Genomic DNA, 17,020 nt, shown 5'->3' with positions numbered 1-17,020 from the left:
CTCAAAAAAATCACAAAGTAAAGCCTGAATAATTAACTCATATTTATGAAATTAGGTATTACTTTTGTATGGAATTTAAATCTCAATTCAACCAAAGCAAAAATAAACGGAGTCTACAATGAAAGAACAAATCAAGAAGTTTTTAAACGAGGAGCAAGATCCTAAAGCCATTGAAAAAATCACTTCAAAGCTGAATGATTTATTGATGAAAAATGAAGAAATAGGATATATAGGGGTACAAAAAAAACCAGCGATTACGGTTTTTCCAGATAGTATAGTTTTAACCAATAAAAGAATTATCATCTGTCAACCTAAAAACTTAGGACTTTCGATGGATTTTATTGATTATACTTGGGATCAAATTGAAGGGACTTTTGTGAAAGAAAATATCTTAGGTTCGGAGTTTTCTTTTTCTACCAAAGCAGATATGACAGTTTCTATTGATTATATTCCAAAAATTCAAGCCAGAAAGATTTATACTTTTGCTAAAGAGCAATTGGATATCTTAAAAAGTGGAGCCGCTCAAAATACGGCTGTAGCTCCAGAAGAAATAGTTACAGTTGAAGAGGAGATTGAAGAAATAGAAACCGAAGAAGTAACAAATTATGCTGAGATTATGCCAGCAGTTCCTACTTATGCAGAACCTACTCAAGAAAAAAACAATCATACTGCAGAAAAACCAACAAGCGAGTTGACGCAAGATGAGCTTTTTGCCAAACTACAGAATTATAAAAAATTATTAGATAACGGATTGATTCTTCAAGGAGAATACGATGCGCTTAAAAAAGAAATTTTGAGTTTGATGTAAATCGTTTTTTATTAAAATAATAGTACAAAGCCTTAAGAAGTCCTTTCTTAAGGCTTTGTTGTTTTAATTCCGTTTTTTAGTTTTTGTAGTGTTAACTTTTTGTAAAATAAGTAAGATTTATTGTGGCTAATGGTAACGGTATCTTAATTTTTATAAGAAGTTAGTTTAATACTATGAGGGTAGTTTTGCATCATAAAAATTAAAACAACGATGAAAAAAAATTATTTAGTAGTATTTCTTTTCTTAGTAACCCTGATGGGATATGCACAAAAAGGAATCGTTTCAGGAAAAATTTTGGACGCAGCAGATAAATTTCCTTTACCAGGAGCATTGATTCAAATTACGGGGCAAAATAAATATACTATTTCGGATAGTAATGGTAGATATGAATTTTTGAATGTTACGCCCGGTGCTTACCAAATTGAAATTAGATATATTGGATATACTCCAGCTGTTGATAAAGTTACTATTGTGGGAGGAAAAAATGCAGTAGTAAACTTTAATCTTAAAACTTCAGGAACAGAATTAAACGAAGTGGTTGTTGGAGATGTTTTAAAAGGGCAAGCCAAAGCATTGAATCAACAAAAAACCAATAGAAACATAGGTAATATTATTTCTGCGGATCAAGTTGGACGTTTTCCAGATGCTAATATTGGAGATGCTTTAAAAAGAGTTCCAGGGATTACGATGCAAAATGACCAAGGTGAAGCTAGAAATATTATCATTAGAGGTTTAGCGCCTTCGTTGAACTCTGTTACTTTAAATGGTGACCGAATTCCATCGGCTGAAGGAGACAATAGAAACGTACAAATGGACTTAATTCCATCGGATATGATTTCTACAATCGAGGTAAATAAAACTTTAACGCCTGATATGGATGCCGATGCTATTGGTGGTTCAGTAAACTTAGTAACAAGAGCCACTCCTAATAGAGAAAGAATTTCGGCTACGGTAGCAGGAGGTTATTTGCCTATTCGTGAGAAAGCGTCTTATACAGCAGGTTTAGTTTACGGAAATCGTTTTCTAGATAGCAAATTAGGAATGGTAGTAAGCGGTTCTTACAACAACAACGATTATGGTTCCGATAATATTGAAAACGTTTGGTCTAAAGACGAATTTGGAAACAATTATTTGAGTAAAGCAGAAATCAGACAATACGATGTACAACGTATCCGTAGAAGTGCTTCGGTAGCATTAGATTATAAATTTAATGATAACAACACCATTTTTGCCAATGCCATGTACAACTGGAGAGACGATAGAGAGAATCGTTACAGAGTAACTTATGATAATATTGAGCCTATTTATGCTGGCGAAAGTATTACGGGTTATACGGCTAGAGTAAAACGCCAAACAAAAGGTGGTTTAGATAACGATCGCAATAAAAACAGAAGGTTAGAAGACCAACGTGTGCAAAATTATGCATTACGTGGTGAGCATTTGATTAATTCAAAATTGGATTTAGATTGGTCTGTTAATTATTCTACAGCAAGAGAATACCGTCCAGGTGAGCGTTATGTAGAATACCGTCAAAAAGGAGTAGCAGCAGCTCAAGATTTGTCTGACGAAAGATTCCCATTGCTAACGACAACTGGAGAGGCTTTGGATAAATTCAAATTTGATTCGGTTACTGAAAACACCAATGATACTGACGAAAGTGAATTAGGAGCAAAAGTGAATATTCGTTTTCCATTTTCTATTATTCCTTCCCAAAAAGGACGTATTAGAACAGGTCTTCGTATGAGATTAAAAGAAAAATCAAGAGATAATATCTTTTATTCTTATGAGCCTATTAATGATGATATGGCTACTTTAGCTGATGTGCCAACCAAATCTTTTGATGGAAATGGTTTTAATCCAGGAAGCAAATATGTAGCGGGAACTTTTGCTTCGGCAGCATTCTTAGGAAGTTTAGATTTACATAATACGGCTTTGTTTGATGGACAAACAGAACCTTCAGAATATTTATCAGTAAATTATAATGCTAAGGAAAATATTTTTGCTACTTACCTAAGATGGGATCAGGATTTTAACGATAAGTTATCGATGATTTTTGGTTTCCGTGTCGAGAATACGCGTATTGATTACACCGGAAATCGTGTGTTAGACGAATCAGAATTAGAAACTAAAATTACTACTGACAACTCTTATACTAATGTAATGCCAGGGATTTCCTTTAAGTACAATGCAACTGACAATTTAATTTTTAGAGCAGCAGCAACTACAGCATTGGCACGTCCTAATTATTATGACTTAGCGCCTTATGTAAACAATATTGCTTCTGATAGAGAAATTTCTGCGGGTAATCCTGACTTGAAAGCGACTTATTCTTATAACTATGATTTGATGGTGGAGAATTATTTCAAATCGGTAGGATTGATTTCAGGAGGAGCTTTCTATAAAAACTTAAATGATTTTGTTTACAAATACAGTACAAATCAATTTTCGAATGCTGATTTTGCCTCTAATTTTCCAAACCAAATCAACCCAATTCCAGTGGGAGAAGAATGGAAATTTGTACAATCTAAAAATGGAAAGAAAGTAGATGTGTACGGTTTTGAAGTAGCCTTACAACGTCAATTGGATTTCTTACCAGGGAAATTCTTAAAAGGTTTTGGGGTGTATTTGAACTATACGTATACCAAATCAAAAGCAAAAGGAATTGCTGATGAAGATGGAAACGAAAGAAAAAATGTAAGTCTTCCAGGAACGGCGCCACACATGTTTAATGGTTCTTTGTCATGGGAAAACAAACGTTTCTCAGCTAGGGTTTCTACTAATTTTGCAGCTGATTATGTTGATGTTTTAGGTGCTGATGCATCAGAAGACAGTTATTATGACAAACAATTTTTTGTAGATGCTAATGCAGCATTCAAGATTACCAGAAACTTGCGTCTTTTTGCTGAGGCAAATAACATAACTAATCAACCGTTGCGTTATTACCAAGGTGAAGAAGCACACACGCAACAAGTAGAATATTACCAACCACGTTACAATTTCGGATTGAAATTTGACTTTTAATAATACATTATAATTTTAGATAAAGTTGGCAGGGTAATTTTACCCTGTCACTTTTTCGTTTACAAAATATGAGAAATACAATTTATAGTTTATTCTTTTTATTCCTTACTGTTATTGGAATTGCCCAGCAAAAAGAGGAAGCCGAATTATCAGGTTATCAAGGCGGATACATTCCGGAATTACAAACCTTAAGCAAGAGTTTGAATTTTCTATTAATGGGAGATTTTGGTCGTTACGGGCAGTTCTTCCAGAAAGATGTAGCGCTACAAATGGGAAAAGCAGCAGCCACCATCGAATCGGATTTTGTGGTTGCGGTAGGGGATAATTTTTATCCTAATGGCGTGCAAAGTACTCAGGATTATTCTTGGATTGCTTCTTTTGAGAATGTGTACACCGATTATAATTTGCAAAATCCTTGGTATGTAGCTTTAGGCAATCACGATTACCGTGGCAATATTCAAGCGGAGATAGATTATTCTAAAATCAGTCGTCGTTGGCACATGCCTTCGCCTTATTTTTCTAAAACTTTCGAATTAAAAAATGGGAATAAAGTATTGATGGTGGTTATGGATACTTCGCCATTTATTGATAGTTATCATGAAAAAGGATCGGATATGTATGAGAATATCATTGCTCAAGATACGCTTGCGCAGCGCAAATGGATTGAAAAAGAATTGGCTACAACTGATACTTCCATTAAATGGAAAATTGTAGTAGGGCATCATCCTTTGTACAGTGGTGGGAAACGAAAAAACAGTGCTGATACCAAAAATTTCGAAAACAAGTTTGCTAATTTATTTGACAAATATAAAGTAGATGCTTATTTCTGCGGACATGAACACGATTTGCAAATTATAAAACCAAAAGGACGCTATACCACACAATTCTTATCGGGAGCAGCCTGTGAAGTGCGACCAACAGGTAAAAGAGAAGGTACCTTGTTTGCGGCAGAAAAGGCAGGATTTATGACCTTTTCTTTAAATAACACTAGTTTATTGGCTCAGGTAGTTGATGCCAATGGCAAAATAATTTTTAGCACCACAATTGAAAAAAAATAACAATATGAAAAACAAATATATACTTATCACCTTAATTGGTCTTACCCTAGCTTCTTGCGGCAGTAAACTTGCTCCAGTACGTAAAGATGCTGTAAAACCTGTAAGTATTACCCAGAAAACAGCTCATGATACCGATGATCCTGCTATTTGGATCCATCCAACGGATGCTAGCAAAAGCATCATCATTGGTACCGATAAAGATACCGATGGTGGATTGTATGCCTTTGATTTGCAAGGAAAAATTATCAAGAAATCCATTCCTTTGCAAAGACCCAACAATGTGGATATTGCGTATGGATTGATGGTTAATGGCAAAAAAATTGACGTAGCCGTTACTACTGAAAGAGAAACTAACAGTATTCGTATTTTTAGTTTGCCTGATTTAGAGCCTATTGACAATGGCGGAATTGCTGTTTTTGAAGGCGAAGAAATGCGTGGACCAATGGGAATTGCGTTATACACTCGCCCAAGCGACCATAAAATTTTTGCCGTAGTAGGTAGAAAAAATGGGCCTTCGGGTAGTTATTTATGGCAATACGAATTGACCGATGCAGGCAATGGCACTGTTGGTGGAACCGTAGTACGTAAATTTGGCGCTTACAGCGGGAAAAAAGAAATTGAAGCTATTGCGGTGGATAACGAATTAGGAACTATTATTTATTGCGACGAGCAATTCGGAATTAGAAAGTACAAAGCCAATCCAGCAGACAATGATAATGCTGAACTAGCTCTTTTTGGTCAAGGCGATTTTAAATCAGATAATGAAGGGATTGCTATTTATAAAAAGTCGGCTACCGAAGGTTATATTTTGGTGTCCAATCAGCAAGCCAATACTTTTATGGTGTATCCAAGAGAAGGAGTGAATGGGAATCCAAATAGCTATCCGTTATTAGCCGAAATCCCAACATCAACGATAGAATGTGATGGTGCCGATGTAACGAATGTTAATTTAGGCGGTGCTTATAAAAACGGACTTTTTGTAGCCATGAGCAACGGCAGAACTTTTCATTATTACAACTGGGACAGTATTCAGCAATTGATTGATGCAGCTAAAAAATAATATGTTTAATCAACCCTATCAGGGTTTAAAACCCCGATAGGGTTCTGGAAATCTTTAAATCGCCTCTTTTAGCAATAAAAAGGCGATTTTTTTTGTTATCCCTGCCAGTATTACTGTTTAACACCTGCTTTATTGGTACGAAGTACTAATAGTATTGGTAGGTCGAACCAATAGACCATCTAGTTTGAACCAATAGTATATGTACTTCGAACCAATAGAACACCTACTTCGTACTAATAATAGAGGTAGTTAACATCAATAGTATTGGTAGGTCGAACCAATAGACTACCTACTTCGTACTAATAATAGAGTTACTTAACACCAATAGTATTGGTACTTCGAACCAATAGTATTAGTGTTTAGCACTAGTTTTTTAGGAAAATAGAATAGATTGCTAGTATAAAGTAAATAAAAGAGAATATCCGCTTCTATAAAAATCAATAGAAATGGCTTTTAAGCCATTTTAAAATTAAAGTTTTCAAAAGGCTTTAGCCAAAATCTAAATAAAGATTGGGCTAAAGCCTTTTTTGTTTTGCATAATCTAATCATCTGGCTAAAGCCAGACGCAATTGAAAAAAAACTTGAGTTTTTGTAAGATTTATTTATATATTTGAGAAAATAAAGTTTGATTGCCATCAAACTTGCATACTAGTTAAGATACATTTTAAAATTACAACATGGTAAGTTTCAAAAAACCAGAAGGAAAAGAACATCTTGATGAAGATTTTTTAAAAGAGCTTAAGCATAAAATTTGGTCAACGAAGGGAACTAGATTTGCTGCTGATAGTCGATTGAAATCACTTTCTAAAATGTCAAATATTTGCAACGGTGTACTTTCTGTATATCTAATTATTTTTGGATTATTGACAGTATACAAAGTTTACAATCCTGAAGAAAAGTTTGAAAATCTTTTTGCTTTTACTCTTACTGCGGTCTCAATATTCCAGCTTTTATTTTCATTCTTTGAAAGTTCACAAAACTATTCTTTATCAGCTCGCGACTTTCATGATTGTGCACTGGATCTTTCAGATTTGTATAATGAGTTACAAAATTTTAAAACTTACAAAACGAATAGTTCAGATGAAGAGAAATTTAAGTTTTGTGATGATCTTCAAAAACGTTATCAAACGGTTTTAAGAAAATATCAAAATCATTCTCCTATCGATAAAGAAAAGTTTATGGCTGATAATATGACTTATTACAAATATTTAAAGTGGCATTTTTGGTGGAGAGTCCAAATAAAGTACTTTTTCAAAACTAAGGTTATTTATCTAATATCTATGATTGTTCCAGGGATAATTTTAATTTACTTAATTATTAATCCTTCTAAATAAAATGTGTTGCTTAATTATGTGTTGCTTAATTTCAAACCTTTGTAATTAAAAAAAGTTAGCTGAGATATCCTAGCACTATGGGAAAATATATTTTATCATTAATAATATTTACAATTTTGATTAGCTGTAACAATAAGCAGTCAGAAGAAATAAACATAAAATTCACGTACAGCGAAGAGGGTGCTAATAACTCATTCAAAAATATACGTGATAATGAAGTGGAATTTATTAGAACAAAAAATACAGAAAAGGGAATAGAGATAAGTGTTGATAAAATAGTAACTGGAATTCCTTATTATGGAAAGGCAAGAATTTCTAAAGACACTTTGTTTCTTGATTATTGGATTGATATTGATGAAGATCAAATCCCATCTGTGGCTGTCCCTTTAAGATTTAAATATGAAATTACCGAAGTTAAATATAAAACAATTAAATTTAATTTTTTAGGAAATAAATTTAAGTCGAATAAATGAGTAGTTAACAGCTACAACGGATTTCGACGATTGGCTTAATGAAAAGTTAGTTCTGTGTTTTATAAAGTTTTCTTTTGTTTTTCTAAGAAATTATTGGATTGTAATTCCAGTAAGTTGCTTGCGTTTTTTCGTTGTAATTCATACAATTGCTTGTCGTTAGCAATGTCAGCATATACTTTATCGTGCATGGCAGCACTGGTTTTTACTAATAATTCGCGTTGGTATTTATCCTGTTCTAAAGTGGTTTTTAAGGCGGTTTCTAAATCTTCCAGTTTAAAGTCGTATTCGCCTTTTGGAGATAAAAGCTTCGCAATAATAGGCGAAGTTTCGATGGCTAGAAATAGTAGCATGATAAAAAAGGACGGCAACCAAGGCAATTTGTCCAAAGCGTTAATTCTTGCCATCAAACCATCAAAACCATCAATGATGGGTTGGGTTTCGGTTACTTTTTTGTCTAAATCTGCCTGAAGCGTTTTGTTTAGTTTTTCTTTTTCGGCAATTTTTGCCAGATTGTTTTTTCTGATGGTGTCGAGTTCGGCGGAAGCCAAATTATGTTTGGCAATTTTTTCCTTAAAAACAGGTCCTTTGCCAAGTTTCATTGTGCCTTTTGTTCCTTCAGCTTCGGCAATATAGGTTTCATATAAGTTGTTGACTTCTTGCTCTTTTTGAGTGATTTCAGCTTTTAAAGAAGCAATCTCTGCCTTGTTTTTATCCAAATCTGATTTGAAATAATTAGCCACTTCTTTTTTGTTATTCAAAGCCATGGCATTTTTCTCTTTCAATAAAACAGTATTGATTTCTTTTTCGAATATTTTAATCTCCAAAGGTTTCGAAATAACAATAGCGATGATAATGGCTAAGATAATTCGGGGTGTTGCCTGTAGAAATTCACTTCCAAAACGATCCCTTTTTCGAATAGTCGAAACAATAAATCGGTCGAGATTGAAAATTAATAAACTCCACACTATTCCGAATGCAATAGCTGGATAGATATTATCAAATACGGTAAAAAGCGCATAAGCACTCGCTATAAAAGCCATGACCGCAGTAAAGAAAACCGTGGCGCCAATACCTACATATTTGGTTTGTTCCCCTTCAGAGCAACCTTCTAGCAGGTCTTTGTCAGCTCCAGAACAGAGGATGAAAAATGATTTTAACATGATTACTTTTTTTGATTGATTTACGAGCACATTTTAAGCTTCTGCTTTGCTTACAAATTTAACGCCAAAAAATGAATTTTGGTGTAAATAATTGATAGGTATTGTTTTAGAGTGATTTTTGAATAAAAAAAGCTGTTCGGAAGGAACAGCTTTTTTTATTTTTGAATTAATAGTTTAAAGTTAGACTAAAGGTGCACCAGCTAAAATTTCTGCATTCGCATAAATTTCAAACTGCGCAAAATTTGCTTTGAATTTTTGAGCTAATTCCACTGCTTTAGTATCATATAAACTTTGGTCTTCCCAGGTGTTTCTTGGATTTAAAATTTCTGTTGGCACTTCAGGACAAGAGTCTGGAATAGCCATTTTAAAAATGTCATGATTGTGATAGTTTACATGATCCAACTCGCCGTTTAAAGCTGCCATAATCATGGCTCGGGTGTATTTTAGTTTCATTCGGCTTCCTGTGCCATAAGGGCCGCCTGTCCATCCTGTATTTATTAACCAAACTTTTACATCTGCATCTTTCATTTTTTGACTTAGCATTTCGGCATATTTTGTGGGATGCAAAGGCATAAATGGCGCTCCAAAACAAGCCGAGAAATTCGGTTGAGGTTCGGTTACTCCAGCTTCGGTTCCGGCAATCTTTGCCGTATATCCTGAAATGAAGTGGTAAGCCGCCTGACCGGGTGTCAATCGGGCAATAGGAGGTAGGATTCCGAAAGAATCTGCGGTTAGGAAAAAGATATTTTTAGGATTGCTGCCAATCGAACCCGGTTGAATGTTGTGAATATGGTCAATAGGATAACTCACTCTGGTGTTTGGAGTAACGGAAATATCGGTATAATCGACTTCATTAGTTCCTTTTTTGAAAACAATATTTTCTAAGAGTGCGCCTCTTTTTATGGCATTAAAAATATCAGGCTCGTTCTCTTCGCTCAAGTTAACAACCTTGGCATAACAACCTCCTTCAAAATTAAAAACGGTGTTTTCGCTCGTCCAACCATGTTCGTCATCGCCAATTAATTTACGACTTGGGTCGGCAGAAAGTGTGGTTTTTCCGGTTCCGGAAAGTCCAAAGAAAATGGCGGTTTCACCATTTTCACCCACATTGGCGCTGCAATGCATCGAAAGGGCATTTTTAAAAACAGGCAGTATAAAATTCAAGGCTGAAAAAACTCCTTTTTTCATTTCGCCCGTATAAGCTGTTCCGCCAATGATGATGGTTTTTCGAGTGAAATTTAAGATGGCAAAATTCCCTTGACGCGTTCCATCAGTTTTAGGATCGGCTTGGAAACTAGGTGCGCAAATCAAGGTCCAGTCGGCAATGAAATTAGCTAATTCTTTTTCTTCGGGTCTCAGAAACATGTTGTAGGCAAATAAGTTTTCCCAAGGTGTTTCAGTAATCACGCGAACATTTAATCTATAATTAGGGTCGGCGCAAACGTAGGCATCTCTGACAAAGAGTTCCTTATTGGATAAGTATTTGGTTAGTTTGTTGAATAATGCATCAAATTTTGCAGCTTCAAAAGGAATATTGACATCACCCCACCACACTTCATTTTCAGTAATACTGTCCTTTACAATAAAACGATCCTGAGGTGAACGACCAGAAAATTTCCCAGTATTGATAGCTAAAGCTCCGGTGGAAGTTTCTGTTCCTTCGCGACGTTGCAGTGTCAAATCGTGCAGTTGTCCAGGGCTTAACTGATAATGTATGTTAGCGTTTTTTATTCCGATATTTTCGAGTAAAAGTAAAGTATTTGGGCTCATAAGAAAGCTTTTTTGTAGTTCTTAGGTTTCTATATAAAGATAAAACATATATTTTAGTTCCCCTTTTGAATCCCTAATTAATATCTGACTTTTTTGTTATATTTAAAAATAATACTGCCCAAGCACTAATAAGTAATAATCCACCTATTGGGGTTAGAAAACCAATTACTTTAAAGTCAAAAGGAGTAAGATTGTTTGTTGCTAATAAATAAATAGAACCAGAGAAGAGTAGTATTCCTGTAAGTACTAAGTTGTATATTATTTTTTTAGCTTTTGTGGTTAGATTTGGAATCAACCCAATAAATAATAAAAACAACGCATGATACATCTGATAACGAACTCCTGTTTCAAATGTGGCCAGTTGTTCAATGCTGAGTACTTTTTTTAGCGCATGAGCACCAAAAGCTCCTAAAATGATAGCAATCATTCCGAAAACAGCAGCTGTAGTAATTGTCTTTTTATCCATTTTTGTTCTATTAGAGTTTCATACAAAAGTATTTGAAATTCAAGGAATCCAAAAGTTTTTTAGAAGTTAGTTTGCGGCTTATTGTGCTAAAGTTTTGTGAATTTTATTCGGAAAAGTAGTTTTTAAGTATACTTAGATGTTTAATTATTTACCGCAAATTTGCAAATTAAGTTAGTTGGTAAAAAATTGCGAATTTGCGGTTATATTAACTTTTTTATTTAATGGCTAGTATTTGTGTTAGCACAAACATTTGCCTAATTTTGATTTATATTTTCCCCGCTATGAGACACATTTTAATTATTGGAGCAGGTCGTTCCGCTTCTTCATTGATACAGTATCTTTTGGATCAATCTGAAGAGGAACAATTGCATCTTGTAATTGCCGATTTGTCCTTAGAATTAGCTCAAAAGAAAACCAATAATCACCCTAATGCAACTCCTATAGCCTTAGATGTTTTTGACGAAAGTCAACGAAGATCGGCTATTGAAAAAGCGACTATTGTCATTTCGATGCTACCGGCGCATTTGCATATAGAGATTGCCAAAGACTGTGTGCTTTTCAGAAAAAATTTGGTTACTGCTTCCTATGTTAGTGATGCAATGCTAGCTTTGGGTAAAGAAGTGAAAGAGAACGGACTCATTTTTATGAACGAAATGGGCTTAGACCCCGGAATCGATCACATGAGCGCCATGAAAGTCATTGATGCTATCCGTGAAAAAGGAGGGAAGATGTTGTTGTTCGAATCTTTTTGTGGTGGATTAGTAGCTCCCGAATCGGATACGAATCTCTGGAATTATAAATTCACTTGGGCACCTCGCAATGTGGTTTTGGCGGGTCAGGGTGGCGTGGCCAAATTTATTCAGGAAGGAACTTATAAATACATTCCGTATACCAGTTTGTTTCGTCGCACCGAATTTCTGGAAGTAGACGATTATGGTAAATTTGAAGCTTATTCGAATAGAGATTCCTTAAAATACAGAAGTATTTATGGTTTAGAAAATATTCTTACGTTATACCGCGGAACGATTCGGAGAGTGGGTTTTTCAAAAGCCTGGAATATGTTTGTCCAACTGGGTATGACGGATGATTCTTATGTAATAGAACATTCCGAAAACATGAGTTACCGCCAGTTTATGAATTCCTTTTTGCCGTATCATCCCACGGATTCAGTGGAAATAAAAACCCGTTTACTTCTCAAAATCGATCAGGATGATATTATGTGGGATAAGTTATTGGAATTGGATTTGTTCAATGATAACAAAATCGTAGGATTAAAAAATGCCACTCCGGCGCATATTTTGGAAAAAATTCTTAGTGACAGTTGGACGCTACAACCTGATGACAAAGACATGATTGTGATGTATCATAAATTTGGTTATGAGTTGGACGGCAAAAAAGTCCAAATGGATTCCCAAATGGTGTGCATCGGTCAGGATCAAACCTATACTGCCATGGCCAAAACGGTTGGCTTGCCAGTTGCAATGGCTACTTTGTTAATCCTGAACGGAAAAATTAAAACACATGGAGTGCAAATCCCCATTCGCAAAGAAGTCTATGTACCCGTATTGAAGGAATTAGAACAATACGGTATTCACTTCAAAGAAAAGCCTATGCCATATTTGGGGTATAAGTATAGTTGAAAATATTTCTGAAAAAATCTGTTTACTCTTAAAGAATAAACGGATTTTTAAATTTTGTATTTTTTTAAAAGATTGTGGTTTTAGTTCCATTTATAGTTATCGCTAAAGGATTTAATACTCTGACTGGTTTTTGGTTTTGTAATCCGGGATTCCATTTAGGGCAGTTTTTAAGTATTCGAATGGCTTCTTCGCCTGTACCATATCCTAGATCCATTAAAGTTTTTATGTCTGATAAAGAACCGTCTTTTTCAACTACAAAAGTGATAAATACTTTACCTTTTGGACAGCCTGATGGTATTTTGTAATTTCGTTGAATGTATTCATTTAGTTTGTTCTCCCCTCCGACGAAATTAGGTTTTGTATCGATACCGGCCATACCGTAAATTTGTTCGTCACCGTTTTGTCTTTTTTGGGTATTGATTGATATCGGTAATGAATACAAAACTCTAACGGGTTTTCCGTTTTGAATTCCAGGATTCCATTTTGGACATTCTTTAAGTACGCGAACAGTTTCTTCACCGGTGCCGTATCCGATGTCTCTTAATATTTTTACATCTGATAAAGAACCATCTTTTTCGATAATAAAAGTTACATATACTTTTCCTTGTAGTCCTTCAACTTTAGGTATTTGGAAATTTTTACCAATGAATTGGTAGAATTCGTTTATTCCACCTGGAAAGCTTGGTTTTATTTCTATTCCGGCAGTATTGTATACTACATCGTCAGATTGTGCAATTGTGTTCTTAGAACTTAGCAAGATTGTGAGTACAAAAAAGATTTTTAAGAGATGTTTGCCTGCTCTCATAGTTGAAGTTTTAATTGATTTAAGAATTGCAATTTTAACAAATAAATCAATACAAAATGTTTTTCAAAGAAATAAAAAATCCGTTTACTCTTAAAAAAGAATAAACGGATTTTGAATTTAAGATGAATCTCGACTGCGCTTGATTTGGCAAACTTCTATTTCGATAACTCTACAAAATACTTATAAAACAACGGAATGGTTTCAATTCCTTTTAGGTAATTGAATACACCAAAATGTTCGTTAGGGGAATGAATCGCATCGCTGTCGAGGCCAAATCCCATTAGGATGGTTTTACTTTTGAGTTCTTTTTCAAACAGCGCTACAATAGGAATGCTTCCTCCGGAACGCACCGGAATGGCAGGAATACCAAAAGTTTCGGTATAGGCCATGTTGGCGGCTTTGTAACCAATGCTGTCAATAGGGGTTACATATCCTTGTCCGCCGTGGTGAGGAGTGACTTTTACTTTTACGCCTTTAGGAGTAATTGCCAGAAAGTGTTTGGTAAATAATTCAGTTATTTCCTCCCAGTCCTGATTAGGTACTAATCGCATGGAGATTTTAGCATAAGCTTTAGACGGGATTACGGTTTTGGCTCCTTCGCCGGTGTAACCACCCCAAATTCCGTTGACGTCTAAGGTCGGGCGTATGGAGTTTCTTTCATTGGTCACGTAACCTTCTTCGCCATATACATCATTTAAGTCTAATGCTTTTTTGTAGTCTTCGATATCAAATGGTGCTTTGGCCATTTCGGCTCTTTCTTCGAGGGATAATTCTTCTATTTTGTCATAGAATCCTGGAATGGTAATACGATTGTTTTCATCGTGTAAAGAAGCAATCATTTTGCTTAAAATATTAATAGGATTAGCTACCGCACCACCATATAATCCAGAATGTAAATCGCGATTAGGACCGGTCACTTCTACTTCAACATAACTTAAACCACGTAATCCTGTGGTAATAGAAGGTTGTTGATTAGAAATCATTCCGGTGTCAGAAATCAGGATGACGTCGTTTTTAAGTTTTGCTGCGTTGTTTTCTACGAATGCTTTCAGATTGACACTGCCCACTTCTTCTTCACCTTCAATCATGAATTTTACATTACAAGGCAGACAATTATTAGCAATCATGTATTCCACAGCTTTGACATGCATGTACATTTGGCCTTTATCATCACAGGCACCACGGGCAAAAATAGCACCTTCGGGATGAATGTCGGTTGTTTTGATTATGGGTTCAAATGGTGGTGAAGTCCAAAGTTCCATAGGATCTGGCGGTTGTACATCGTAATGTCCGTACACTAAGACGGTTGGTAAATTAGGATCAATGATTTTTTCGCCATAAACAATAGGGTAACCATCTGTTTCGCATATTTCAACTTTATCACAACCCGCTTGTGCTAAACTTGACTTGACAGCTTCAGAAGTATCTATAACATCTTGCGAATAAGCAGAGTCAGCACTTACCGAGGGTATTTTTAATAATTCAATTAATTCGTTTATAAATCGATTCTTGTTTTCTTGAATATAGGTTTTAATGTTTTCCATTTATTATGGGTTGTTTTTGATACTTTCAAAAATACAAAAAACAGAGTGAAAATTTTTTTAATTTTTTACTTTGAATATTGGAACTTATCCTTATATTTGCACCCACAATCGCGGATATGGCGAAATTGGTAGACGTGCCAGACTTAGGATCTGGTGCCGCAAGGCGTGTAGGTTCGAGTCCTATTATCCGCACTTTTAAAAAAGCTTCTCAATTGAGAAGCTTTTTTTGTTTTATATTGTTCTTTGTTAGTAAGATAGCTTTTTTTATTTTAAAAAAAGCGTTATGGTTTTAATCATAACGCTTTTTGATTTAGTGAAAAATATGATTTATTTAGTTGTCGTATCCCGGATTTTGTGTGTATAACCCTGGAGCTGTTAAAAATTCTGAGAGTGGTAATGGATACAATAAGGAGTTATTGTTAATAGTTCCAATATTGGTTCCATTTGGATCTTCAGTAGTTTTCCAACTATTCATTATAGTTACTGCATTTCCAGATCTAATTAGATCAAACCATCTGGTTCCTTCTCCAAAAAATTCCATTCTTCTTTCGTCAAATAAACGATCAAGAGTAACATTAGCAGCATCTTGAGATAATCCGGCTCTTCCTCTGACATCGTTAACAATTTTGTCAACATCAGCCTGTATTCCTCCGCCACCATGAAGTGTGCATTCTGCCATTAACATCAGTACATCAGTATATCTTATTACGATAAAATCAACACCCCAATCTTGTCGGCCTGCTGTTCCATATCTGGAAGCATCAATGTATTTTTTTATAACAGGACGGTCAGTGTAAGTGCCAATGTAAGTTCCCGAACTAACGGTGTATGTATCGGCAATACCAAATACTCTTCGGGCATCTGTAGTTGATAGCAAGTTGTTGAATCCTTGAGAAAATGGTCTGTATTCTAGAGAGCCTTGTTGTGATAAATTTAATGAGGCGAAGTAAGGTTCAAAACCTAATTCAACCATAAAGTTACCACCTACACCATTTCCGGTGCTTTGCGTGTAAGGAATTACCAAAACATTTTCTTTGTTAGCATTTCCTTCAGTTCTGAAAATTGTAGAATAGGTTGGAGAGAATACAAAAAGCCCACTGGTTTTAATATCATTTAATTGTTGGTAAGCTTTGTCCCATTCATTTAAACCTAGCATTGCGCCATTAATGTCGTAGGTTGGTGATGAACGTGTCATGTACACCTGCGCCAATATTCCTTTGGCTCCATATTTTGTAACTCTTCCAAAGTTTGCATTGTCGTAGGAAGGGTCAAGGTTTGCGATCGCAAACTCCAAATCAGAAATAATTAAATCATAAATATCGGTTACAGCTGTTCTAGGAATTTTTGTAGCTTCCTGTGGAGATATTGTTTTATCAACCAGTGGAACCGGTCCAAACCATCTGATTAAATCAAAATAACAAAAAGCTCTTAAAAAACGTGCTTCTGCCTCCATTTTTGTTCTGTCTGATTCCAATGGGATGATGTCAGGGCCTTTACTGGATAGATTTTCTAATAATTCGTTTGCTTTGTAGATAGCGTTGTAATTAGAAGCATAGGCTTCAGAAATCAAGGTATTTGAGCTTAAAGAGGTGAAGAAATTGTTTATCCCTTCCCAGTCTCTGGCTGCTTGTGTTGTAGCGTAAAAATTATCAGATCGTGTTTCGCTTAAGTTTAATAAACGATTGGCATAGCCGTAGGTTCCTGCTCCATGAAAAGCTACTGAGTAGGTGGCGTTTCGAGCTTGAATAAAGCCATTAGGTGTTGTGTAGAGAGTTTCTGCGGTGGGTTGCGACAATGGAATTTGGTTCAAGTCGCTTTCGCAGGAATTTAATGCTAGGATTCCTATTATTGCAGCAATTTTATATATGTACTTTTTCATTT

At 35.2% G+C, this 17,020-nt stretch carries 13 protein-coding genes and 1 tRNA gene; 8 read left to right on the top strand and 6 right to left on the bottom strand.

Annotated elements, in window-relative coordinates; all coding sequences use genetic code 11:
- Positions 1–118: 118 nt before the first annotated feature.
- From AC4FRF_RS10990 to AC4FRF_RS10965, 6 genes are all read left to right on the top strand, one after another.
- Entirely contained in the window at positions 119–808 is a 690-nt protein-coding gene (locus AC4FRF_RS10990; protein WP_491159576.1) for a PH domain-containing protein, read from the top strand.
- Positions 809–1,018: 210 nt separating this feature from the next.
- Complete coding sequence (locus AC4FRF_RS10985; RefSeq protein ID WP_491159574.1) at positions 1,019–3,829, top strand: TonB-dependent receptor; 2,811 nt, start codon at positions 1,019–1,021, stop codon at positions 3,827–3,829.
- A 68-nt stretch (positions 3,830–3,897) separates the two neighbouring features.
- Positions 3,898–4,887, top strand: a complete 990-nt coding sequence (locus AC4FRF_RS10980) for a metallophosphoesterase (protein ID WP_491159572.1) — start codon at positions 3,898–3,900, stop codon at positions 4,885–4,887.
- A 4-nt stretch (positions 4,888–4,891) separates the two neighbouring features.
- A complete protein-coding gene (locus AC4FRF_RS10975; RefSeq protein ID WP_491159570.1) occupies positions 4,892–5,947 on the top strand; it encodes a phytase in 1,056 nt (351 codons plus the stop codon).
- 677 nt (positions 5,948–6,624) lie between these two features.
- Complete coding sequence (locus tag AC4FRF_RS10970; protein WP_491159568.1) at positions 6,625–7,281, top strand: SLATT domain-containing protein; 657 nt, start codon at positions 6,625–6,627, stop codon at positions 7,279–7,281.
- A 77-nt stretch (positions 7,282–7,358) separates the two neighbouring features.
- Positions 7,359–7,754 (top strand): hypothetical protein, encoded by a 396-nt coding sequence (locus AC4FRF_RS10965; protein WP_491159566.1) that lies wholly within the window; start codon positions 7,359–7,361, stop codon positions 7,752–7,754.
- A gap of 59 nt (positions 7,755–7,813) precedes the next feature.
- Here the strand turns inward: AC4FRF_RS10965 and AC4FRF_RS10960 are convergent, their stop codons facing one another.
- The 3 genes from AC4FRF_RS10960 to AC4FRF_RS10950 form a co-directional block, all read right to left on the bottom strand.
- On the bottom strand, positions 7,814–8,914 hold the full coding sequence (locus AC4FRF_RS10960; protein ID WP_491159565.1) for a DUF4407 domain-containing protein: 1,101 nt from the start codon (positions 8,912–8,914) through the stop codon (positions 7,814–7,816).
- A gap of 180 nt (positions 8,915–9,094) precedes the next feature.
- Positions 9,095–10,684 carry a phosphoenolpyruvate carboxykinase (ATP) gene (gene pckA, locus AC4FRF_RS10955; RefSeq protein WP_491159563.1) on the bottom strand — a complete coding sequence of 530 codons (1,590 nt, stop codon included), beginning with the start codon at positions 10,682–10,684 and terminating at the stop codon, positions 9,095–9,097.
- A 73-nt stretch (positions 10,685–10,757) separates the two neighbouring features.
- A complete protein-coding gene (locus AC4FRF_RS10950) occupies positions 10,758–11,150 on the bottom strand; it encodes a DUF423 domain-containing protein (protein WP_491159561.1) in 393 nt (130 codons plus the stop codon).
- A 281-nt stretch (positions 11,151–11,431) separates the two neighbouring features.
- Here AC4FRF_RS10950 and AC4FRF_RS10945 point away from each other — a divergent pair, with 281 nt between their 5' ends.
- Positions 11,432–12,790: a saccharopine dehydrogenase family protein gene (locus tag AC4FRF_RS10945; protein WP_491159559.1), complete on the top strand. Its 1,359-nt coding sequence runs from the start codon at positions 11,432–11,434 to the stop codon at positions 12,788–12,790.
- A 64-nt stretch (positions 12,791–12,854) separates the two neighbouring features.
- On the opposite strand, the gene AC4FRF_RS10940 is transcribed toward AC4FRF_RS10945, so the two are convergent.
- Both AC4FRF_RS10940 and AC4FRF_RS10935 read right to left on the bottom strand, forming a co-directional pair.
- Positions 12,855–13,595, bottom strand: a complete 741-nt coding sequence (locus AC4FRF_RS10940) for an energy transducer TonB (protein ID WP_491159558.1) — start codon at positions 13,593–13,595, stop codon at positions 12,855–12,857.
- 155 nt (positions 13,596–13,750) lie between these two features.
- Positions 13,751–15,139 (bottom strand): dipeptidase, encoded by a 1,389-nt coding sequence (locus tag AC4FRF_RS10935; RefSeq protein ID WP_491159556.1) that lies wholly within the window; start codon positions 15,137–15,139, stop codon positions 13,751–13,753.
- A 110-nt stretch (positions 15,140–15,249) separates the two neighbouring features.
- On the opposite strand from AC4FRF_RS10935, the gene AC4FRF_RS10930 reads away from it, so the two are divergent.
- Positions 15,250–15,331: transfer RNA gene (locus AC4FRF_RS10930), tRNA-Leu, on the top strand.
- Between the two features lie 139 nt (positions 15,332–15,470).
- On the opposite strand, the gene AC4FRF_RS10925 is transcribed toward AC4FRF_RS10930, so the two are convergent.
- The gene (locus AC4FRF_RS10925) at positions 15,471–17,018 is read right to left on the bottom strand and encodes a RagB/SusD family nutrient uptake outer membrane protein (protein WP_491159554.1); all 1,548 of its coding nucleotides are present in this window, start codon (positions 17,016–17,018) and stop codon (positions 15,471–15,473) included.
- Positions 17,019–17,020 lie beyond the last annotated feature (2 nt).

Source organism: Flavobacterium sp. ST-158, from assembly GCF_058309975.1.
Note: the sequence above shows the minus strand (reverse complement) of the source record. Positions and strands in the feature narration are given on the sequence as shown.

What these genes read in the sequence shown, in the direction of transcription:
- AC4FRF_RS10990 (WP_491159576.1), top strand. Translation starts at nt 119, where the DNA reads ATGAAAGAACAAATCAAGAAGTTTTTAAACGAGGAGCAAGATCCTAAA.
- AC4FRF_RS10985 (WP_491159574.1), top strand. Translation starts at nt 1,019, where the DNA reads ATGAAAAAAAATTATTTAGTAGTATTTCTTTTCTTAGTAACCCTGATG.
- AC4FRF_RS10980 (WP_491159572.1), top strand. Translation starts at nt 3,898, where the DNA reads ATGAGAAATACAATTTATAGTTTATTCTTTTTATTCCTTACTGTTATT.
- AC4FRF_RS10975 (WP_491159570.1), top strand. Translation starts at nt 4,892, where the DNA reads ATGAAAAACAAATATATACTTATCACCTTAATTGGTCTTACCCTAGCT.
- AC4FRF_RS10970 (WP_491159568.1), top strand. Translation starts at nt 6,625, where the DNA reads ATGGTAAGTTTCAAAAAACCAGAAGGAAAAGAACATCTTGATGAAGAT.
- AC4FRF_RS10965 (WP_491159566.1), top strand. Translation starts at nt 7,359, where the DNA reads ATGGGAAAATATATTTTATCATTAATAATATTTACAATTTTGATTAGC.
- AC4FRF_RS10960 (WP_491159565.1), bottom strand. Translation starts at nt 8,914, where the DNA reads ATGTTAAAATCATTTTTCATCCTCTGTTCTGGAGCTGACAAAGACCTG.
- pckA (WP_491159563.1), bottom strand. Translation starts at nt 10,684, where the DNA reads ATGAGCCCAAATACTTTACTTTTACTCGAAAATATCGGAATAAAAAAC.
- AC4FRF_RS10950 (WP_491159561.1), bottom strand. Translation starts at nt 11,150, where the DNA reads ATGGATAAAAAGACAATTACTACAGCTGCTGTTTTCGGAATGATTGCT.
- AC4FRF_RS10945 (WP_491159559.1), top strand. Translation starts at nt 11,432, where the DNA reads ATGAGACACATTTTAATTATTGGAGCAGGTCGTTCCGCTTCTTCATTG.
- AC4FRF_RS10940 (WP_491159558.1), bottom strand. Translation starts at nt 13,595, where the DNA reads ATGAGAGCAGGCAAACATCTCTTAAAAATCTTTTTTGTACTCACAATC.
- AC4FRF_RS10935 (WP_491159556.1), bottom strand. Translation starts at nt 15,139, where the DNA reads ATGGAAAACATTAAAACCTATATTCAAGAAAACAAGAATCGATTTATA.
- AC4FRF_RS10925 (WP_491159554.1), bottom strand. Translation starts at nt 17,018, where the DNA reads ATGAAAAAGTACATATATAAAATTGCTGCAATAATAGGAATCCTAGCA.